This window comes from Marinobacter sp. tcs-11 (assembly GCF_002049515.1).
In the GTDB taxonomy this organism is placed as follows: Bacteria; Pseudomonadota; Gammaproteobacteria; order Pseudomonadales; family Oleiphilaceae; genus Marinobacter; species Marinobacter nauticus.
This window is the reverse complement of sequence record NZ_LLYU01000014.1, coordinates 22,356-40,664: the sequence shown is the minus strand read 5'-3', so window position 1 is coordinate 40,664 and position 18,309 is coordinate 22,356. Positions and strand designations below refer to the sequence as shown.

Annotated in this window: 20 protein-coding genes; 13 read left to right on the top strand and 7 right to left on the bottom strand. The window is 57.6% G+C overall.

The genetic code is table 11. The annotated features are described in order from the left end of the window. Positions 1-19 precede the first annotated feature (19 nt). Positions 20-298, top strand: coding sequence for a peptidylprolyl isomerase (locus ARC85_RS14380; RefSeq protein ID WP_008939100.1), 279 nt, complete (start codon positions 20-22; stop codon positions 296-298). A gap of 57 nt (positions 299-355) precedes the next feature. Here the strand turns inward: ARC85_RS14380 and ARC85_RS14375 are convergent, their stop codons facing one another. After that, complete coding sequence (locus tag ARC85_RS14375; protein WP_153740991.1) at positions 356-1,183, bottom strand: DUF2059 domain-containing protein; 828 nt, start codon at positions 1,181-1,183, stop codon at positions 356-358. A gap of 90 nt (positions 1,184-1,273) precedes the next feature. Here ARC85_RS14375 and ARC85_RS14370 point away from each other — a divergent pair, with 90 nt between their 5' ends. Continuing rightward, entirely contained in the window at positions 1,274-2,002 is a 729-nt protein-coding gene (locus ARC85_RS14370; protein WP_286715222.1) for a transglycosylase SLT domain-containing protein, read from the top strand. 1 nt (position 2,003) lies between these two features. Here the strand turns inward: ARC85_RS14370 and ARC85_RS14365 are convergent, their stop codons facing one another. Beyond that, entirely contained in the window at positions 2,004-2,903 is a 900-nt protein-coding gene (locus tag ARC85_RS14365; protein ID WP_153740989.1) for a LysR family transcriptional regulator, read from the bottom strand. Positions 2,904-3,030: 127 nt separating this feature from the next. On the opposite strand from ARC85_RS14365, the gene ARC85_RS14360 reads away from it, so the two are divergent. Next, positions 3,031-3,225 (top strand): hypothetical protein, encoded by a 195-nt coding sequence (locus ARC85_RS14360; RefSeq protein WP_014422246.1) that lies wholly within the window; start codon positions 3,031-3,033, stop codon positions 3,223-3,225. 85 nt (positions 3,226-3,310) lie between these two features. Here ARC85_RS14360 and ARC85_RS14355 read toward each other — a convergent pair whose 3' ends face one another. Both ARC85_RS14355 and ARC85_RS14350 read right to left on the bottom strand, forming a co-directional pair. Continuing rightward, the gene (locus tag ARC85_RS14355) at positions 3,311-4,993 is read right to left on the bottom strand and encodes an AMP-binding protein (protein WP_153740988.1); all 1,683 of its coding nucleotides are present in this window, start codon (positions 4,991-4,993) and stop codon (positions 3,311-3,313) included. A gap of 315 nt (positions 4,994-5,308) precedes the next feature. Further along, positions 5,309-5,737, bottom strand: a complete 429-nt coding sequence (locus ARC85_RS14350; protein WP_014422248.1) for an Lrp/AsnC family transcriptional regulator — start codon at positions 5,735-5,737, stop codon at positions 5,309-5,311. A gap of 115 nt (positions 5,738-5,852) precedes the next feature. Between ARC85_RS14350 and ARC85_RS14345 the strand changes: the two genes are divergently transcribed. Together ARC85_RS14345 and ARC85_RS14340 are read left to right on the top strand one after the other, a co-directional pair. Further along, positions 5,853-6,953 (top strand): arginine N-succinyltransferase, encoded by a 1,101-nt coding sequence (locus ARC85_RS14345; RefSeq protein WP_011786332.1) that lies wholly within the window; start codon positions 5,853-5,855, stop codon positions 6,951-6,953. Next, positions 6,943-7,743, top strand: a complete 801-nt coding sequence (locus tag ARC85_RS14340; protein ID WP_278350310.1) for a DUF1338 domain-containing protein — start codon at positions 6,943-6,945, stop codon at positions 7,741-7,743. Before ARC85_RS14345 ends, ARC85_RS14340 begins: the two co-directional genes overlap by 11 nt. Before the next feature lie 13 nt (positions 7,744-7,756). Here the strand turns inward: ARC85_RS14340 and ARC85_RS14335 are convergent, their stop codons facing one another. Then, complete coding sequence (locus ARC85_RS14335) at positions 7,757-8,416, bottom strand: protein-L-isoaspartate(D-aspartate) O-methyltransferase (protein ID WP_278350311.1); 660 nt, start codon at positions 8,414-8,416, stop codon at positions 7,757-7,759. A gap of 176 nt (positions 8,417-8,592) precedes the next feature. Here ARC85_RS14335 and ARC85_RS14330 point away from each other — a divergent pair, with 176 nt between their 5' ends. From ARC85_RS14330 to ARC85_RS14315, 4 genes are all read left to right on the top strand, one after another. Continuing rightward, positions 8,593-9,258 (top strand): AbiTii domain-containing protein, encoded by a 666-nt coding sequence (locus ARC85_RS14330; RefSeq protein WP_278350312.1) that lies wholly within the window; start codon positions 8,593-8,595, stop codon positions 9,256-9,258. 162 nt (positions 9,259-9,420) lie between these two features. Further along, on the top strand, positions 9,421-11,079 hold the full coding sequence (locus ARC85_RS14325; protein WP_278350313.1) for a L,D-transpeptidase family protein: 1,659 nt from the start codon (positions 9,421-9,423) through the stop codon (positions 11,077-11,079). Continuing rightward, positions 11,079-11,534, top strand: coding sequence for a hypothetical protein (locus ARC85_RS14320; protein WP_199452390.1), 456 nt, complete (start codon positions 11,079-11,081; stop codon positions 11,532-11,534). The genes ARC85_RS14325 and ARC85_RS14320 overlap by 1 nt, the downstream gene beginning before the upstream one ends. A gap of 129 nt (positions 11,535-11,663) precedes the next feature. Then, a complete protein-coding gene (locus ARC85_RS14315) occupies positions 11,664-11,840 on the top strand; it encodes a DUF1328 domain-containing protein (RefSeq protein WP_011786343.1) in 177 nt (58 codons plus the stop codon). Positions 11,841-11,842: 2 nt separating this feature from the next. Here the strand turns inward: ARC85_RS14315 and ARC85_RS14310 are convergent, their stop codons facing one another. Together ARC85_RS14310 and ARC85_RS14305 are read right to left on the bottom strand one after the other, a co-directional pair. Beyond that, positions 11,843-12,739 (bottom strand): DMT family transporter, encoded by an 897-nt coding sequence (locus tag ARC85_RS14310; protein ID WP_011786344.1) that lies wholly within the window; start codon positions 12,737-12,739, stop codon positions 11,843-11,845. A 95-nt stretch (positions 12,740-12,834) separates the two neighbouring features. Further along, the gene (locus ARC85_RS14305; RefSeq protein ID WP_011786345.1) at positions 12,835-13,074 is read right to left on the bottom strand and encodes a TIGR02647 family protein; all 240 of its coding nucleotides are present in this window, start codon (positions 13,072-13,074) and stop codon (positions 12,835-12,837) included. 181 nt (positions 13,075-13,255) lie between these two features. On the opposite strand from ARC85_RS14305, the gene ARC85_RS14300 reads away from it, so the two are divergent. From ARC85_RS14300 to ARC85_RS14285, 4 genes are all read left to right on the top strand, one after another. Beyond that, positions 13,256-14,611 carry a dicarboxylate/amino acid:cation symporter gene (locus tag ARC85_RS14300; RefSeq protein WP_114434135.1) on the top strand — a complete coding sequence of 452 codons (1,356 nt, stop codon included), beginning with the start codon at positions 13,256-13,258 and terminating at the stop codon, positions 14,609-14,611. A 129-nt stretch (positions 14,612-14,740) separates the two neighbouring features. Then, a complete protein-coding gene (locus ARC85_RS14295) occupies positions 14,741-15,454 on the top strand; it encodes a lytic transglycosylase domain-containing protein (protein ID WP_114434134.1) in 714 nt (237 codons plus the stop codon). Beyond that, on the top strand, positions 15,454-16,215 hold the full coding sequence (locus ARC85_RS14290; RefSeq protein WP_286715219.1) for a spermidine synthase: 762 nt from the start codon (positions 15,454-15,456) through the stop codon (positions 16,213-16,215). Before ARC85_RS14295 ends, ARC85_RS14290 begins: the two co-directional genes overlap by 1 nt. Positions 16,216-16,352: 137 nt before the next feature. After that, complete coding sequence (locus tag ARC85_RS14285) at positions 16,353-18,266, top strand: hypothetical protein (RefSeq protein WP_286715217.1); 1,914 nt, start codon at positions 16,353-16,355, stop codon at positions 18,264-18,266. Positions 18,267-18,309: the final 43 nt, after the last annotated feature.

The window sequence follows — 18,309 nt, the reverse complement described above, 5'->3', positions numbered from 1 at the left end:
CAACGACAGGAAATTGATCATGGCACAAGCAACCGCACGCCACATTCTGGTAGACAGTGAAGCCAAGTGTGAGGAACTGAAGAAAGCGATCGAAGGTGGCCAGGATTTCGCCGAAGTCGCCAAGCAGCACTCGTCCTGCCCTTCCGGCCGTAATGGCGGCGATCTGGGCTCTTTCGGCCCGGGCCAGATGGTGCCGGAGTTCGACAAAGCCGTTTTCAACAGCGAGCTCAATACTGTGATCGGCCCCATCAAGACCCAGTTTGGCTACCACCTGCTGGAAGTCACCAGCCGCAGCTGATCCGATGATTGGCCCGGCCGGTGTTCGGAATATCTCCGACGCCGGCCGGAGTGCGTCCTACTCCGATCCTGCCGGCGGTGCCATAAACCTCGATATCTGCCTTCCGATGCTTTCCACCGGCTCCATGATCGCCTGCTGAATACTGCTGGTCACAACCTGAGAAAACTGCTTACCGGCGGGGCTTTCGAGGAAATCCAGGTACAGTGTCAGCTCCTGGGCGCTGACCTTGTCGTAGGTATAAAGATAGCTGTCGTAGACCTGCTGGCCAACCACACCCCGAAGCATTCCTCGCTGGTTTTCGATACGGCGCTCCAATTGCTCATAATGCATTGATTCGCTGCTGAGCGCCGACATGGCAGTGGCCAACCCCAACTGAACAGCTATGGTGGTATCCACCGCGCTTTCGGTTGCCCGGGCGGCCCGGTCGAATCGATCGAACATCTCGGCTTTGGGAGTCCCTTTGTACTTTCGATTCAATTCCGGCGCGCTGGCCTGAATCTGCGGCCAGGCTTCCGGCGCCGAGGCGGCAATCTCTGCGCTCGAAATTTTTCGGGCGACGGGTGTCTGGTACCACTCACTTACCGCCTGAAGCTGTTCGTCCGTCAGCTGTGCTTGCAGATCGGTAATGATCTGCTGCTCAATTTTGTCGGCGCTGAAACTGCTGCTCACGACATAGCCAACGGTATCCGCCACCATGGGCGGCACCTGGCCGCGTTGTTTCAGCCCTTCCCGAATACCCTGGCTTAGCATCGCCGGGTATTGCTCAACAATGTCGTCAATCGGGGAGGCTTCGAGCACACTGGCGGCATCCGGGGCCGCCTGAGCTGAGCCCACGCCAAGCATGGCAACGACTAAAACAGGTTTAACTAGGGCCAATCGCTTCATTTACCTATCATCCTGGCTAATGCAATGACTCTCTTATGCCATGGGCCCAAGGCTGGCAGCAAGCAATCCAGGGGTTCAGGAGATGACAGTTTGGTAGGAATACGCAACAGGTCAGGCCGAAAGAAAAAGGGCCGCCATAAGGCTGAAAAAGCACGCTGGCTTCGCCTGGCCAAATGGTATGGGCCACCGGTGGCCGGCTTACTGATCGGGATCTGGGCCACGCTCCGCTTCAGCCTGCTGGCTCCGGATCCCCCGGCGAGACCGGAAAATCTTTGCGACATTTTCCGGGAGCATCCGGTCTGGTACGACTATGCCAGCGCGTCACAACAACGTTGGGGAACCCCCATTGCCACCCAGATGGCCTTTGTCTATTACGAATCATCGTTTCGAAGCCATGCCAGACCACCGCGTACCCGGCTATGGGGTCTGATTCCGTGGGCAAGACCAACCACAGCCTTCGGATACGCCCAGGCCCTTGATCCAGCCTGGCAGGAATACCTGGCAGCAAACGATGGTGACTGGCTGACGGTGCGCAGCGATATGCAGTATGCCCTGGATTTCGTCGGCTGGTATAACCGCCTGAGCCACCAGCAACTGGGTATCCCCTATACCGCCCCGAGGGAACTGTACCTGGCCTACCATGAAGGCAGAACCGGCTATGCCCGGCGCTCCTTCGACCGCAAGCCGCAGCTTCAGGCCCTGGCCAGCCGGGTCCGGGCCAGGGCTTACCGCTACCACAACCAGTTGCAGCAGTGCGAAGCGGAGTTCCAGTGCTGGCGCTGGTACCAGTTCTGGCCGTTCTGCTCGGCTGAAGACTGAGCTACAGGGCTCCCGAAATCTCGATCACCGACTCCAGACCCTGCAAGCGCTCTACCAGAAACTCCATGACCATTCTGACCCGGGCCATCTGCTGGGTATCCTGGTTTACATGGAGCCAGAGGTCGATGCTTTCGCCCTCCAGAGGATCAGACAGCCGCCGCAGTTCCTTTGTCGCATCGCCCAGATAACAGGGCAGTACCGCCAGGCCCGCCCCGGCCCGGGCAAGGGCATGCATGGATTGCAGGCTATTACAGCGAATCACGGACGTGACGTTTTTCAGCTGTTTACGGTACCAGCGCCCCGTTGCCAGGTGGCTGAAGGATTCGTCCGGCAGTATCCAGGTACAGCCTTCCGGCTGATTCTCGATATCCATGTTCCGGTGCCGGCGACAGTATTTTGCGGCGCCATAGACCGCTGACTCAATAGCCGCAATCCGCTCACCCTCCAGCGTTGCCTGGGGTTTGTTCTCCGGCCGAAGGGTAAGGTCTGCTTCCCGGTGGCTGAGATTGGCCACATCGTTATCGGTGAGAACTTCCAGCTCAATCTCGGGATAGGTGCGCACCATCTCGGCCAGAATCGGGCTGAGCAGCTCATTCATCATCACGTCTTCGGCGGCCACCCTGACCTTGCCTACCGGTGCGGAATCATCCCCCACCAGTTTGCGTTCCAGGTTTTCCATATCGGTAGCCAGCCGTTCAGCCTCCCGAAACGCCATTTCTCCCACGGGGGTGAGCTGCAATCCACTCTGGTTACGCTCAAAAAATTGCACCCCCAGCGACTCTTCCATCTGATCAAGTCGCCGTAAAACAGTCGTTTGGTGAACACCCAGAATTTCACCGGCTTTTGCAAGCGTTCCGCCTATTGCAAGGGCCCTTATATATCGAAGATAATCCCAGTCCATAATCACTGCATATTTGCAACAAGGGTACGGATTTTAACGTATTTAAGCTGCAAAAAAGAATCCTTAAAATTGAACGTAAATTAAAGATAGATCGCTAACAATCCACCAGATGAAGGAGGAAGGCGCTATGACTCAGAACCATATCGCAACCGTTAAACCGCTGCCGTCCAGTATCCTCCACAACAGTACTGAGGTCAGGCGCCAGTATACCCGCGCTGCCGCAAGGCAGGCGATGCAGTTTATCAGCCGCAAGGTGCGAATTTTCAATCGCAAGGCGGTAGCCGTGGCGCAGGATATGCCCCAGGTTCAGGGCGGCCACTAAAACAGACTGCACGCCTTTCGGGGTTGCTGAATAAAAAACGCCGGCATGTTTCCATGCCGGCGTTTTTTTGTTCGCTTATACCCGGTCAGAATTCCCAGATCACTTTGCGTTTCTGCTCAAACCACTCGTCCATCTTACGGTTGTAGAAATCCTCGATGACATTGCGTTTGATCTTCATGGTTGGTGTCAGCATCCCGTTTTCCATGGTCCAAGGTTCACGCACCACGACTACAAAGGCCACCTTTTCGTGAGACTCACACTCCGCATTCACGGAATCCAGTTCATCCGCCAGCTCTTGTTCCAGCTCGCTGCGACTGCCTCCCCGCTCCAGTTCATCGCGGGCTTCCTCGGAAAGCAGTACCATCAGGCACGGCTGGGGCTGGTTGGCACCGGCCACACACACCACTTCCGCCTTGGGGTGATTGAACCGGTTCTCGATAGGCACCGGCACCACGTATTTGCCCTTTGAGGTTTTGAACAGGTCTTTTACCCGCCCAGTGATGCGCAGGCATCCGTCACGGTCAATTTCACCCATGTCACCGGTTTTGAGAAAACCGTCATCCGTCAGGTCTTCCCGGGTTTTTTCCTCATTCTTGTAGTAGCCGAGCATCTGGCCCGGGCTCCTGACCTGAACCTCGCAGCCCTCTCCAATCCGATGCTCAACACCCGGATTGGCCATACCGACTGTGCCCACCTTGGCCTGGCCCGGACGGTTGGCATGGGAATAACCGAAGTTCTCGGACATGCCGTAGACCTCCAACAACTCCAGGCCAAGGCTTCGGTACCAGCCGATGATCTCTGCTGAGAGCGGAGCCGCACCGGTGAGTGCCGCCCGGCAATGATCCAGCCCCAGCTGTTTGAGCACCTTCTTCTTAACCAGCGTGTTCAGAATCGGGATATTGAACAGCAGTTTTTGCTTCTTGGGCGGCAACTTTGCATTCACCCCCAGGTAGAATTTCATCCACAGGCGCGGCACCGAGAAGAACAGGGTTGGTCGGGCCCGCTGCAGATCTTCCTGAAAGGTATCCAGCGAGTTGGCAAAGTACAGATGGAAACCGTAATACAGCGACTGGGTCTCTACCGCCGCCCGTTCGGCCACATGGGCCAGGGGCAGGTAGGACAACATACGTTCGCTGGCCGAGACGGGGAATAGCTGCTGCAGCCCGTCGGCAACCGAGATCATGGTCCGGAAGCTGTGCATCACGCCTTTCGGCCGCCCGGTGCTGCCAGAGGTATAGACGATAGTGGCCAGATCATCGGGATCCGGCATTTTGGGCTTTGCCGGGGACTGTTCGGCAATAATGTCCAGCCATTTGGGCGTGTCGTCCCGGGGCGACAGCGGTAGCGAGATAATCGGCAATTGCTCGGGAATATGGCCCTTGATGTCATGCCAGCCATCGGCCGTGCCATCGAGTTTGCCGAGAAACAGCATCTGAGCTTCACTGTGTTCCAGAATATAGGCTGCGGTCTCGCCATTCAGAGTTGGATAGAGCGGCACGCTGACGTGCCCTGCTGCCCAGATGGCCAGATCGGACAGAATCCAGTGGGCGCTGTTTTTGCCCAGAATCCCGATATTGCTTCGCTGAGGCAACCCCAGCGTGTTCAGGTGAGCGGCCATGCGCGACACCTGGTCGGCGGCTTCACGCCAGGTAATATCTTCAACGCGCCCGTCGGGGTATGGCTGGGTCAAAAAAACGTTGTCGGGAGTATGCTCTGCCCAGTAATAAAGGCAATGCAGCGAAGTCTGCTTGTTCGGATCTACGGCCATTGTGCGTCCTTGTTATTGTTTTCTTCCTCTCCATACTAGCCAACTTTCCGGCCCCCTCAATAGCAATAACAATCCCGGTGATTGGCCGTTTAGCTCGAATCTGAGACCTGTCACTCAAAATACTTCGTGACATCCGTCAAGTCTGGTCTAGATTGAAAGTTGCAGCGTAAAGATTGTCATCACCTCAGGAGGTCGTTATGAAATCGTCAACGCGCTCTGTTCTGATCTTTCCGGCCTGGGCCCTGATTCTGGTCGGTTCCGGTGCCTTTCTCTACAGCGCCTGGGCAGGCATGCTCGGTTCCTGACCGTTAAACGCTAACGTTTGAAGCGGGTTTCCAGCACGACGGCTGAGTTGGTTCGTTCGACGCCTTCGAGATTGCCGATGTCGTCCAGCACCTTACTTAACTCCTCCAGAGTACGGGCCTGGACAATCGCTATAAGGTCATATTCCCCGCTCACGGCAAATAACTGTGCCACCTGACTGATACGCTCCAGTTCCGTGTTGGTTCGTGCGGTCAGCTTCTGCCGGACCTTGATAGACACGTGGGCTTCCACCTGCCCTTCCAGATAATCCCCTCCCAGGATCACCGAATAGCCTCGAATGACACCGCTGGCCTCCAGCCTGGCAATGCGATTCTGAATCGTCGATCGGGACACGTGCAGTGCTTTGGCCAGTTCGGTCACACTCGTACGGGCATTGCGCCGGAGCAGGGCAAGCAGTTTCTGATCGCGACTTTCTGTCATTTTGATCCCTAAACTTATCATTTCAACAAAACAATAGATCATTTCGAACATTCTGACACTGCAAACCGGCGGCTTACGCACTCATACTGATAAAAAACAATTTTGAGGTGCCGCCATGATTATTCGCCCGGTTCGTCATGACGACCTGAACGATCTGTACGAGATAGCCTGCGAGTCCGGCCCGGGATTTACTTCCCTGATGCCGGACAAAGACCGGCTATCCCGAAAAATTGAGGGCTCAATTCGCAGCTTCCGCTCACAGGCCGTCGACCACAGCGAACAACGCTACCTGTTTGTGCTTGAAGAGGAGACTTCCGGGCAGATCATGGGTACAACCGGCATTACCTCTGGAACCGGCCGGTCGCAACCGCTTTACCATTTTCGCCACAGCACCCTCACTCATCACTCCAGAGAGTTGGGGCTCCGGCGCTCCGTGGGCGCGCTCACCCGCTGCGTGCACTATCGGAACTGTACGGAGTTCTGTTCACTGTATCTGCGCCCGGCTTTTCGCCGCGCCAATGCCGGCAAATTACTCTCCAAAGTCCGCTTCGCCTTCATCGCCCAACATCTGGACCGCTTTCCAAACCTGGCCATTGCCCAGATGCGGGGTGTGGCCGATGAACACGGCCAGTCGCCCTTCTGGGACTGGCTGCGGGATCACTTTATTGATCTGGATTTCAGCCAGGTCACGCAACTGGCGGGTGCCGGTTCACTGGACTTCGTCGAGGACCTGATGCCCTCATTACCGCTCTACACTCATTTGATGAGCAACCCGGCCCGGGCTGTCATCGGTCAGGTGCATCCGGACACCAGGCCCGCGCTGGCCATGCTTAAGGCAGAGGGGTTCCGCCATCGTGGAATGGTGGATCTGTTCGACGCCGGCCCCACCGTTGAATGCCGGACAGATAACATCCGTAGTGTCCGGGGAGCTGCACTGATGTCGGCAGAGATCAGCACAACCGGAAACCAACACCTTCCAGACACAGGCCGCCCGGTGCTTGTGACCAATACCGGGCTCGAGGACTTTCGAGCGATGGTTGTGAATACAGACATTCACGCCCTGGCCAGCGGCCGGATCGAGCTTTCAACCAAGCAGGCCGATGCGCTGGGCCTCAGTGTGGGCGCATCGGTACGAACCCTGCCCCTGGGCCAGCAAGCCATTCCGGCGGCCTCAATCCATGTCACAGATTCTGCGGAGGTTCACTATGCACTCTGACGTCGACACCCTGTTTCGCGCGCTCTGGGAAGACTACCGGGCCGTAACACCTTCGGCAGACCGCATTCATGGCCTGCTGGCCGAGCGCGAGAACACCGCCATCGTGAATGATCACATCGCCCTGAGAACCTTCAACCTGGCGCCGGTGGGTCTGGACGCCCTGGCTGCGCATTTTCTGGCTTTAGGTTACCAACCCGGTGGCGAATACCATTTTGAAGCCAAGAAGCTATACGCCCGGCATTACGAGCACCCGGACCCGGAGGTGCCAAAAGTGTTTATCTCCGAACTGCTGGTCGAACAATGCTCAGACCAGCTACAAGCGGTGGTGCAGGGTCTGGTAGACCAGATCGACCCGAAAAGGGTGCAGGCTGATGACTTTCTCTACTCAGGCCGACACTGGAATCTGGATTACTCAACCTATCGACAGTTTCTTGAGGAAAGTGAATACGCCGGCTGGCTGGCAGCCTGGGGCTATCGCGCCAACCACTTTACCGTGAGCATAAACCACCTGGACACGATTCACTCGGTACCAGACATCAACACGCTGCTGAAAGAACAGGGTTTTTCCGTGAATGCCAGTGGTGGAGAAGTGAAAGGTTCACCGCAGGACTGCCTGGAACAGTCGTCCACTATGGCCGACCGTGTTACCGCGCACTTTAGCGACCAGGACGCAGTCATTCCGAGCTGCTTTTACGAATTTGCCAAGCGCTACCCAATGGCCAACGGCAAACTCTATAGCGGTTTTGTTGCCGCCTCCGCCGATCGGATTTTCGAGAGCACCCATAGTTAAACCAGGGAAGGCTTCAGGGCCAGCCTTCCTCACCCAGCAGCGGGACAAAGCGAACATCGCCGTAGCTCGCCTGCTCATACTCGGAATCCGACAGTCGGGTGATGCAGAGCAGTTCCTGAAGGCCGCCCTCTGTGCCCACCGGAATCACCAGCCGCCCGCCGACCGCCAGTTGCTGCTTGAGGGCCGCCGGCACCGCAGGGGCTCCGGCAGCCACGCAGATGCCATCAAATGGCGCCGCCTCTGGCCAGCCTAACGTACCGTCTGCGCATTTCACATGCACCTGGGTGAAGCCTGTTCGGTCCAGATTCTTGCGCGCCTGGGCCGCCAGTTCCGGAATACGCTCAATGGAAAAAACTTCCAGAGCGAGACTGGCCAGGACGGCGGCGGCGTAGCCCGAACCGGTGCCAATATCGAGCACTCGCTCGCGGCCCTTGAGACACAGAGCTTCTGCCATCAGGGCAACGATGTAGGGCTGAGAAATGGTCTGACCCTGGCCAATGGGTACCGGGTGGTCCTCATAAGCCTCGAAGCGCAGATGTTCGGGGACAAACTGCTCTCTGGGCACGCGCTCCATGGCCTCCAGCACCCGTCCATCGGAAATACCCCGAGGCACCAGCTGGCACCGGACCATGGCCCGTCGGATATCACTCAGATCTTGTCCGTCTTTGTTCATAAGGCGTCCCTCCTCATGCTTACCTGTCGTTACAAAGGCATAACTTTTTTACAACAGTGCGAACACCCGGGACTGACTACTTTTTAACCATAGGTTACTCCCGATACCGACACAGGAGAACCAGACAACAACAAAAAGATCAGGGCCCATAAACCGGCCCGAATGGAGCGCAGACCATGTCAACATCCGTGGATCATCTTCAGGAACGTACCCAGGACGCCAGCGACCTGCTAACGGACATCGTACCCTCGGCCATTACTCTCGCCACCATGCTACGCCACCGGAAAATGGCGGCCTGGTTGCGGGAAGAATTTGATGGCTACACCGACAAGGACAAGGCCCCGCCCTACCGACGCGACCTGCCCGGTCACATTGTTGCAAAATCACCCCAGTACGGCTGGATTCCAGCGCCGGTGGATGAGCGCCAGACCGCGGAATACGGTCACCTGAACCTTCCGGAGGGCATCAAGTCCCTGGAGCAGGTGTGCCTGAACTGCAAGAAAGGCAATGGTCATCGGGCGTTGCTGGACAAAGACGACATGGCCCATGTGCAAAAGCAAATCAACCTCAAGGCGGAACTGGCGATCAACCTCAGCCGTGAAGTTTACTGCCGCCTGCTGCGTACCATCCGCTCGGCGATCTACCTCTGGACAGAGTCCCTGGCCGACGCCGGCATGACCGGGGAACACAATCATTACAGCCCGGAAGAACGCAAGACCGTGGAGCACCTGGACACCCCTGAGGTATTCTGGCGCCAGGCCATGGAGCAGGTGGATGAACTGCCTGTGCCCGATGTCAGGGAACTGGGTTTCCTTGAACGTATGTTTGGGCGCGCCGGCTAAGCCCCAGCCATTGCCGCCCGCAGCGTCGGGCGGCAGAAGCCAACCGCGATTTGCCCCTACCGGGATTGAACGATCAGGCTATACTGCCGTCAGATAGACTGCCCAGGCATTACGGACACCACAGGGACAGCCTTTGATCGTACACCGCAATGGAGGCGCAGAATGCAGGAAGCTCGTTACCCACTCACCCTGTACTGGCTTCTCCTGGCTCTGGTGCTTGCGGTTCCGGCCAGGGCCCAGGGCAATGATGGACTGATCAACCGCATTGAAGCCCTGCAGGCTGGTTACCCGGTATCGGTGCTGGAATCCCGGCTATATGCCAAGGAAGCACTGACGCGATTCTACGAAGCCAGAGGGTACACGCTGGCCTGGGAGGACCCGAGCAATCGCAGGGAATTACTCGAAGCCATCCGGGCAGTGGCCGGTGACGGTCTCAGCCCCGGCGACTACCACTACGACACCCTTGCAGCACTCGCCCTGAAAGACCTGAATGACAGTGCCGAGGAATTACAGACCGACCTTGACCTTGTGCTCTCGGATGCCTTCCTGCTACTGGCGTCCCACCTGCACCACGGCAAGGTCAACCCCACAACCATCCATGCGGAATGGACCGCCAACCGCCAGCAAAGGGAGATGCAGTCGGTCTTGTCCGAAGCCCTGGCCAGCGGCACCGTCTACACCACTCTGCAGGATCTCAAACCCCGCTCTGCGGCCTACCATCAACTGGTACAACGACGTAAAGCGCTGGGTGAGCTGATCGGCGCAGACTGGCCGGCTATCGTTTCGGGACCAAGTATCCGACCAGGCGATACCGATAACCGCATACCCGACATTCGTCGTCGCCTGGCAATGCTGGGCGACCTCTCCGGCGACTCGCCAGAAGCCTCGAATCACCAACACTACGACGACGCCCTGGCCACTGCGATCCCCTTATTCCAGGCCCGACACGGCCTGGAACCAGATGGAATCGTCGGCCGGGACACTCTGACAGCGCTGAACCTGTTGCCCCTGGAACGGATATACCGCCTGGACGCCAACCTGGAACGGTGGCGGTGGTTACCGGAATCCCTGGGAGAAACCTATGTCGTCGTTAACATCGCCGGTTTTGAGCTGGTGCTCGTAGAGAGCGGCGAGCAGGTCCATCGCCAACGGGTAATTGTTGGCAGGCCATACCGGCAGACGCCAGTATTCAGCGATCGCATTCGCTACCTGGTTTTCAATCCGACCTGGACGGTACCCCGGAAGCTGATGATCGAAGACCAGCTACCGATCATACGGTCAGATCCGGAGTATCTGGAGCGCCTGGGCTTCAAGGTTTTCAGAGGCTGGGGCGCAAACCAGAGCGAAGTCGATCCAGCAGAAATCGACTGGACGAAACTCTCGAAGAACAACTTTCCCTACCAGCTGATTCAGCAGCCCGGCCCCCAGAATGCGCTGGGCCAGGTCAAATTCATGTTCCCGAACCAGTACGATATCTACCTCCACGATACCCCGGCGCAATCGTTGTTCAGTCGGCTGGAGCGAACCCTGAGCTCCGGCTGCATCCGTCTGGAACGCCCCTTTGAGCTGGCCGAACGATTGCTGGCAAACACCAACGGATGGAACAAAAAGCGAATTGAGCAGACCCTGGCAACCGCCGAACCGGCAACCGTAGTGCTATCGGAACCGGTGCCTGTGTACCTGCAATACTGGACCACCTGGATTGATCCGGCCGGCGTTCTCCAGTTCCGGAACGATGTGTATGATCGTGACCGCCGTTTGCTGCAGGCACTGCGTGCAGATTCTGAGGGTAAAGCGTCACTGACACCAAGGAGCCTCTGATGAGACTGAAGCTTACAATGCTGGCGATCTCGGCCATCGTACTGTCCGGATGCCAGAACCTTCCGAACGCAAAGGAAGGGGCCAACCGTAATGTTGTTTTTCTCAAGGCCACACACTGTCTGGAGGAACCCGTCGGCGACCAGGATCGTATTCATTTTGGCCCCTGCCTGAAGATTACCGACATCAATGGAGAAGCGCCGACCGTGCGCAGCGACGGCTTTATTGAGCTGCCCGTTGCCCGGCCTGTAACCCTCGGTACCAGCTGTGTCTACCGCCATGCCGATGGCACTCCGATTCCTGCAACCGTGGGCACCGCAGAGTTTCAGGTGGACAGCACCACGTTTCCGGAAGGCGGCCAGCGTTGGTACCTGCATGCCCACGAGCAGGCACGAGGTGTCGTTGGCTGTCAGCCAACACTCTCCACGTCGGTGTTTCCGACCCGAAAAACGGACTGAAAAGAACTCTATTGCGGCGATGGCCAAATGACGGGGCCGTTACCATCCCTCCACAAAACCCGCTGAAAATTGCGTACCTGGAAGCCCTGTGCCACGGTTAAAAAGCAACCCTTGAAAGGAGGACACGAAATGCTCTATTGGGCTATTGTTTGTCTCGTAATTGCAGTGATCGCAGGTATTCTGGGTTTTGGCGGTATTGCAGGCACAGCAGCCGGCTTCGCGAAGATACTGTTTTTCGTCTTTCTGGTGCTTCTGGTGGTGTCGCTGGTCGTTAACGCCCTGCGCGGTAAGGGGCCAAAGGTATAGCATCAGCGATTTAACGGTCGTGGCCCTCCAGTAACCACGAGGGCCACCCCGGCTACCGCCACCACTCCCCCGGCAATGGCCAACGGCCCCAACCGCTCATTGAACAGAATAAAGGCTTCCAGAGCCGTTACCGGTGGCACCAGATAAAACAGACTGGCCACCTGCGAAGCCGCACCACGACGAATAAGCCACATCAAAATCAGAATGGCACTTACCGACAGCCCGAACACCAGCCATCCCAGCGCCAGACTGAATTGCACTGTCCATTCGATGTGCCGGGTCTCCAGCGTAAAAGCACCAATCGCGAAGAACGCTGCAGCCGCTGTGTACTGAATCATGGTGCCAGATATCAGGTCCACTCCGGTTCCGAAGCGCTTCTGATAGACCGTACCCAGGGAAATGCCGATCAACGACAAGCCTGCCCACAGAATGGTGACCGGTGAAAAACTACCGCCATTGGCACCGCTGCCCAACTTTTCCGCCAGCACCAACGCCACTCCGGCCAGCCCCATGACCAGCCCCAGCCACTGCCTGCCAGCAACCGACTCCCGCAGAATCAGAACGGCTGCCAGCGCTGTTACCAGCGGTTGCAAGCCAACAATCAGTGAGACCAGGCCCGAGGGCATGCCCTGATCGATGGCATAGAACACCCCGCCCAGATAGGTTCCCTGCACCAACAACCCGGTAATCGCCAGATGCCCGGCCCCACGCCAGCCCGGCCAACGGGATTTCATGGCCACGGCGAGAATAGCCAACGGCACCAGCGTCAGCAGCATACGGATCAGCAGCAGGGTAAAGGGTTCCGCATAAGGCAGACCATACTTGGCGCCAATGAACCCGGTGCTCCACAACCAGACAAACAGGGCGGGCACAAAAAAGGAGTAATAGATCGGTGGCATAAGTCCTGGCAGAGGCTGGAAAAAGAGCCTCGACTATACCCGGCCAATCAGGCCGGGAACAGGTACAGCCTTGCCATTACAGAGCCACAGTCACCCTATGGGGCGGTGAGCATTGTCTGAAGCTTCTGGGTAAACTCCACCGCTTCGCAACCAAGCGGCGTCAGGTAACCACCATCCTTCTGGCTTATCAGCCCCTTGGCAAACAAGGATTCCGCCGCGCGCAGCGTTTCCGGCGCCGCACTGTGAGCGTGCACCTTGATGCCCTCCTGAGTAGAGGCGGACGGAAACTGCAGCAACAGGTTCAGCTCAGCAAGGTGGTTTGGAGAGAACGGCATAAAAGCTCCTTATCGTCAGCGTTCTCTGCAGTTTAGCCCAAACAGTCGTGGACCGAAGCGGAATCACAAAGAAATTGATCCAGATGCATAGTTTGCCTGACTATCCTATGGTTATTGTCTTCAAAGGCCCGATCTCTGCCTGTCACCGACACAGAAAAACGGCAACACGGACACGTTGATCATGGATAACACACCAGCTCAGACCACCGACAATGCACCTCGCTCGCTGCGCCATCTGAGCGTCTACCTGGCCACACTGGTCAAAGGCAGGCTTTGGCTTAAAGTGCTCATTGGCATGGGGCTTGGTCTGGTGGTGGGCACACTGCTTGGTCCTTCGGTCGGCCTGGTCGAACCGGAAACAGGCACCTTGATCGGCAACTGGCTGGCGTTTCCGGGGCAACTCTTCCTCGCCACTATACAGATGATCGTCATACCACTGGTGATTGCCTCGGTGGTGCGAGGACTGGCCGCCAGCGACAACCTGGAACAACTCCGGAAAATGGGGACCCGGGTTACCCTGTTTTTTGTCATTACAACCGCCATTGCGGCCACCATCGGGCTCTGGGTGGGCGGCCTGGTTAACCCGGGGGATCTGATGACCGGGCTGACCACACCGCCAGCCGATGCCGCGCCGGTGGCCGCCGACATCCCCGGCCTGGACGCCCTCCCCCAGACACTGATTGGACTTCTGCCCGGTAACCCCCTGGACGCCATGGTGGAAGGGCAGATGCTGCAGGTGGTGATTTTCTCCATCATCATCGGCGTTGCGCTGGTGAGTATGTCGGGCGACAAAGCCAAACCGATGCTGGACCTGCTCGATTCACTGCAGCAAATCTGCATGACCGTGGTTCGCTGGGCCATGCGCCTTGCGCCCTATGCCGTGTTTGGCCTGATGGCGCAACTCACAACTACCCTGGGTTTTCGTGCCATGATTGGCATGGCCTCCTATGTGGCAACGGTGCTGTTCGGCCTCGCCGTCCTGATGGGGTTTTATCTGGTCATTCTCAAACTGCTGGCAGGTGTACGGCCACTGCAGTTCCTGAGGGATACCCGTGATGTCTTGCTGCTGGCATTCTCAACCTCCAGCTCCGCCGCTGTCATGCCCCTGTCTATCCGTACCGCAGAGGACAAACTGGGAGTGCGCCCCTCGGTTTCCCAGTTTGTAGTCCCCCTGGGCGCCACCATCAACATGAATGGCACTGCGCTTTATCAGGCCGTCGCGACCGTTTTCCTGGCCCAGGTCTACGGCATCGACCTCAGTGTTGGCAGTATGGCCCTGGTGGTCGCCATGGCAGTGGGTGCCTCCATAGGGTCGCCGGCTACCCCGGGGGTTGGCATTGTCATTCTGGCAATGGTACTGCAATCGGTGGGTGTACCAGCCGCAGGTATTGCCTTGATCATGGGCGTGGACCGAATTCTGGATATGTGCCGAACCGCCATCAATGTGACCGGCGACCTGGTTGCCTGCCGGCTGCTGGAGAACTGGTCGGGCAAGCGAATTCCGCCGCCGGCCGGACCGAGTGCTGTCGATGCCTGAAGACAACGGCCAGTTTGTGACCCCATGAACAATCGGTATCATGAAGGCACGAAACTCCTACACTTGAACGGCCATCTACCGCGATAATAGACGTAGTGTGTCATTCAGAAACTATGCTTCGGGTTCTTGATGAATTTCAGCGGTACATCCCTGACGACTAGAGTCACCATTGCCCTTGTCACCGGACTCCTTCTCGCGGCAGCGACGGCCCATGCCGACAGCATCAAACGCATCGTGCATCCGGACGGACGGGTGGAATTCACCAATGTGAAAAGCAAAAGCCAGCCACGAGCCTCCACCAAGAGTGAAACCGTGTATCGTTACACCGACGAGCACGGTGTCGTGGCCTACAGCAGTCAGCGCCCGGGCAACGCCGACTTCGATGTTATCCGCTTCCACTGCTACGCCTGTGACCCGGAATCCAACGTCGACTGGCACAAAACGCCATTGTTCCTGAGCCCCTACCGCAGTGAAATCCAGACCGCGGCAGCTGAATTCAATGTTGACCCGGCCCTGGTGCGAGCCGTTATCCATGCCGAGTCTGCCTTCAACCCCAAGGCCATTTCACCCGTCGGTGCCCAGGGACTGATGCAGCTGATGCCGGGGACGGCACAGGAACTGGGCGTAAAAGACCCGCTGGAGGCCAGCGAAAACATCCGCGGCGGTGTCGACTATCTGGCCAAAATGCTCAAACGCTTTAATGGTGACACTCGCCTGGCGACCGCCGCCTATAACGCCGGCCCCGGCGCCGTTGGCCGCTACAGGGGCATTCCGCCTTACGCGGAAACCAAAGCCTACGTGGAACGTGTAGGTATCCTGCACCAGCGCTACGCCGCCAACTGATGGGCACCATCATCAAACGGCCCGATATCAAGGGCGATATCGTGCATGTCGCCAACGACCGCTACGGCAATATTCTGGTGATTGATGATCGCAAACACCGGATTCTCAGTTTTGATTCCGTGTTTGAGCAAAGCAAAATTTTGCGCCGGGCACCCCATGTTCCCGTCCACGAATACAGCCGTGCCATGCTGCTGCCCATTGCCTTCGCCAGGCCCGACCACATCACTGTGCTTGGTTTGGGCGCAGGCGTCGTCGCCCACGGCATACACCGGCTGTTACCCGACAGTCAGGTTCATGTGGTGGAGTTGCGTCAAAAGGTGTTCGAGACCGCACGGGACTGGTTCTCGTTCCCGCAACATGAGCGCCTTCATGTCACCGTCGCCGATGCCTGGCATACACTGGAAACGCTTCCGGGGGCCAGCACCGCCATGATTGTCACGGATCTGTACAGCGCAGACCGGATGTCGCCCCTTCAAGCCCAACGCCGGTTCATCAAGGCCTGTGCCCGGGCACTCAAACCTGACGGCTGGCTCGTTCTTAACTATCACCGCATGCCGGAGCCGGGCGGTAATCTGCTGCGCGAGCTGAAACGCCAGTTCCCGTGTCTGCTCACCTTCAAAAGCAAAACCAACAACTGGGTTATCTATGGCTGTAATCGGGCGTTTGATCCCTGGCAGATACCCGACTCAGTCCTCAAGGCATTGGAAGAACAACTGCCGGTTGGATGGCCAGCGCTAATGAAAAAAATCCGGGTCTTATAAAATCCGCCCTCTACCGACCACGAAAAATCTTACTCCGTTTTACATTTTTTTATGTAATTGCCGGTAATTGTTCACAGTTTTCAGGCTAAACTCTGCGCCTCTCTACACCCTCTCTTACTCATGTAAAGGAACAAAGCATGGCATTTGAGTACGGAGCTCAAAAACTCAACATCCGGAATCCATTCCGGTTCGAAGGGCTGGTCCGGTCCATTCGTGGTGCAATTCTGCTGGCGATTGGCGTCTATCTCCTGTTTCAGATTCAACCCCTGCTTGGTACCGACAAACCCAGGGCCTGGGTTAACCTGTTGATCGGCGGCCTGTTTGTAATGGGCGGGTTGAAGGCGCTGGGCGGAGGCCTGTTCCAGGTCATGCGTTTCTTCGTGGGCCGCGCCGCACCGGCCTCACTGGCCAAAAACGTTGCCCGTGAAGCCGTGAACGAACGCGAGCCGACCCTGTATAACTCCAAAATGCTCCACAACATGCTCATGAGCAAGAGCAATCCGACCTTTATCGAGCCCACCGGCTGGTTCGCCCGGGCGGTTCACTCGGTCTTTCCCAACCTGATTGTCACCCCCTGGCCAATTCGCAACGTCGCTCAGAATCTGGCCATGAAACTGACCAAGAGCTTCGTGGCCATCGCCGCCTTTCTGGTGGCCAGCCTGGTGGTCACCATGGTGTTCTCGGGCACCGAAGGCGCGGATGTTGGCAGCACGGTTATCTCACTGATCCTGCAAGCGTCATTGCTGGTGTACCTGGGACTGTTGTGGGTCAAACTCGGTAACCCGCTGTCCCGCAGTAACATGACCACTCTGGGCCAGACCACCAGCAAGGGACTGGCGCTGGTGATCATCGGTGCCATCGCGGTGCCCATACTGACTGCCCAGGGCTGGCTTGGCTTCTGGGACAGTCTGCACGTCAGTGCCCGCCAGGATTTGGCAGGCCTGATGCCCCTGCTTGAACCGGTTTTCCGTACCGGGTCCCTGCTGACCCTGACTATCGTCTGTGCTCTGGCGACAGCGGCCATTGCGGTGGTTTTAATCAAAGCACGCATTGGCATGGTGCCCATCGCAACCAGCAGCTCTGAACTTAACAACAGCTGGCGATTCGATCTGCACCCACGCCAGATTTTCACGACGCTGCGCGACCTGGTGTTGATGCAAAAACGTCAGCAAGAGCTGCCGAACCGGGTATATCTGGACAGCAACGACACCGGTGATGCCAACCGGGAGAATGAGCAATTCAACGGCGACCTTCTGGTCGAGATACAACCTGTTGTCGAAGACCGCGAAGAGCCAAAATCCCTGCGTTGGGCCCGGGCAAGCGGAACCATCGCTGGCCAGATACTCCTGTTGGCGGGTGCCCTGCTGCTCTGGCTGGGTGCCGATCGCGTGATGGACCATGTTTACGCTCTGGATCAGCTTCGCGCTACCCGGCTCGATGTCGACCAGGCATTGAACCTGCTGTTCATCCCCGCAGGCGCCACTGCCGCCATCCTGCTTGCCAGCTTGCTATTGCTCGGCTTCGGCCGGACACTGTCCAGAATCTGCCATCTGTTCTGGGCCGAGATCTTCTTCAAGTCCAACCTGTTCGATATGCACTGTGAAGGCACGGTGATGCGGGCAACTCATTACCGCGGCGCCGACCGTCACAGTGCGTCCAGTGAACAGGATGTCTTCAGTTTCGACGCCACTTACTTCGCTCTGGCAACCGAAGCGGTCAGCTCAACGTTTGCGGTCTCTGGCCAGCAAAACCTGGAGCAGCCGAGGTATCTGCTGTCCCTGTCGCCATGCGATGGATTCATCAACAGCGTGGTTGGCGACCTGGAAGACCAGTTCCGTCGCCGCAACGACGAAATAAAGAGCGAAAAGCAGGCCGACCGGGAACAGCGGCTCGACTATATCCGCCAGGAGCAGGAAGCGCGCAGAACCGGGGATATGGCTGCCCAGGGCCTGGTTGCACCAGAGCAACGGGCATCACTGGAATCAGACGTGGTGTCAGATCAGGACCGTGAGAAGATTGCCCGCTGGGAGGGCGACACAGCCGATAGCTGATGGCAAATCAGACAGCACACCAGGAGCTCTTCGGAGCTCCTTT

Coding starts and splice junctions, on each gene's coding strand:
- ARC85_RS14285 (WP_286715217.1), top strand. CDS start 16,353: ATGGCATTTGAGTACGGAGCTCAAAAACTCAACATCCGGAATCCATTC.
- ARC85_RS14315 (WP_011786343.1), top strand. CDS start 11,664: ATGCTCTATTGGGCTATTGTTTGTCTCGTAATTGCAGTGATCGCAGGT.
- ARC85_RS14305 (WP_011786345.1), bottom strand. CDS start 13,074: ATGCCGTTCTCTCCAAACCACCTTGCTGAGCTGAACCTGTTGCTGCAG.
- ARC85_RS14330 (WP_278350312.1), top strand. CDS start 8,593: ATGTCAACATCCGTGGATCATCTTCAGGAACGTACCCAGGACGCCAGC.
- ARC85_RS14310 (WP_011786344.1), bottom strand. CDS start 12,739: ATGCCACCGATCTATTACTCCTTTTTTGTGCCCGCCCTGTTTGTCTGG.
- ARC85_RS14325 (WP_278350313.1), top strand. CDS start 9,421: ATGCAGGAAGCTCGTTACCCACTCACCCTGTACTGGCTTCTCCTGGCT.
- ARC85_RS14300 (WP_114434135.1), top strand. CDS start 13,256: ATGGATAACACACCAGCTCAGACCACCGACAATGCACCTCGCTCGCTG.
- ARC85_RS14340 (WP_278350310.1), top strand. CDS start 6,943: ATGCACTCTGACGTCGACACCCTGTTTCGCGCGCTCTGGGAAGACTAC.
- ARC85_RS14375 (WP_153740991.1), bottom strand. CDS start 1,183: ATGAAGCGATTGGCCCTAGTTAAACCTGTTTTAGTCGTTGCCATGCTT.
- ARC85_RS14345 (WP_011786332.1), top strand. CDS start 5,853: ATGATTATTCGCCCGGTTCGTCATGACGACCTGAACGATCTGTACGAG.
- ARC85_RS14290 (WP_286715219.1), top strand. CDS start 15,454: ATGGGCACCATCATCAAACGGCCCGATATCAAGGGCGATATCGTGCAT.
- ARC85_RS14335 (WP_278350311.1), bottom strand. CDS start 8,416: ATGAACAAAGACGGACAAGATCTGAGTGATATCCGACGGGCCATGGTC.
- ARC85_RS14320 (WP_199452390.1), top strand. CDS start 11,079: ATGAGACTGAAGCTTACAATGCTGGCGATCTCGGCCATCGTACTGTCC.
- ARC85_RS14355 (WP_153740988.1), bottom strand. CDS start 4,993: ATGGCCGTAGATCCGAACAAGCAGACTTCGCTGCATTGCCTTTATTAC.
- ARC85_RS14350 (WP_014422248.1), bottom strand. CDS start 5,737: ATGACAGAAAGTCGCGATCAGAAACTGCTTGCCCTGCTCCGGCGCAAT.
- ARC85_RS14295 (WP_114434134.1), top strand. CDS start 14,741: ATGAATTTCAGCGGTACATCCCTGACGACTAGAGTCACCATTGCCCTT.
- ARC85_RS14380 (WP_008939100.1), top strand. CDS start 20: ATGGCACAAGCAACCGCACGCCACATTCTGGTAGACAGTGAAGCCAAG.
- ARC85_RS14360 (WP_014422246.1), top strand. CDS start 3,031: ATGACTCAGAACCATATCGCAACCGTTAAACCGCTGCCGTCCAGTATC.
- ARC85_RS14365 (WP_153740989.1), bottom strand. CDS start 2,903: ATGGACTGGGATTATCTTCGATATATAAGGGCCCTTGCAATAGGCGGA.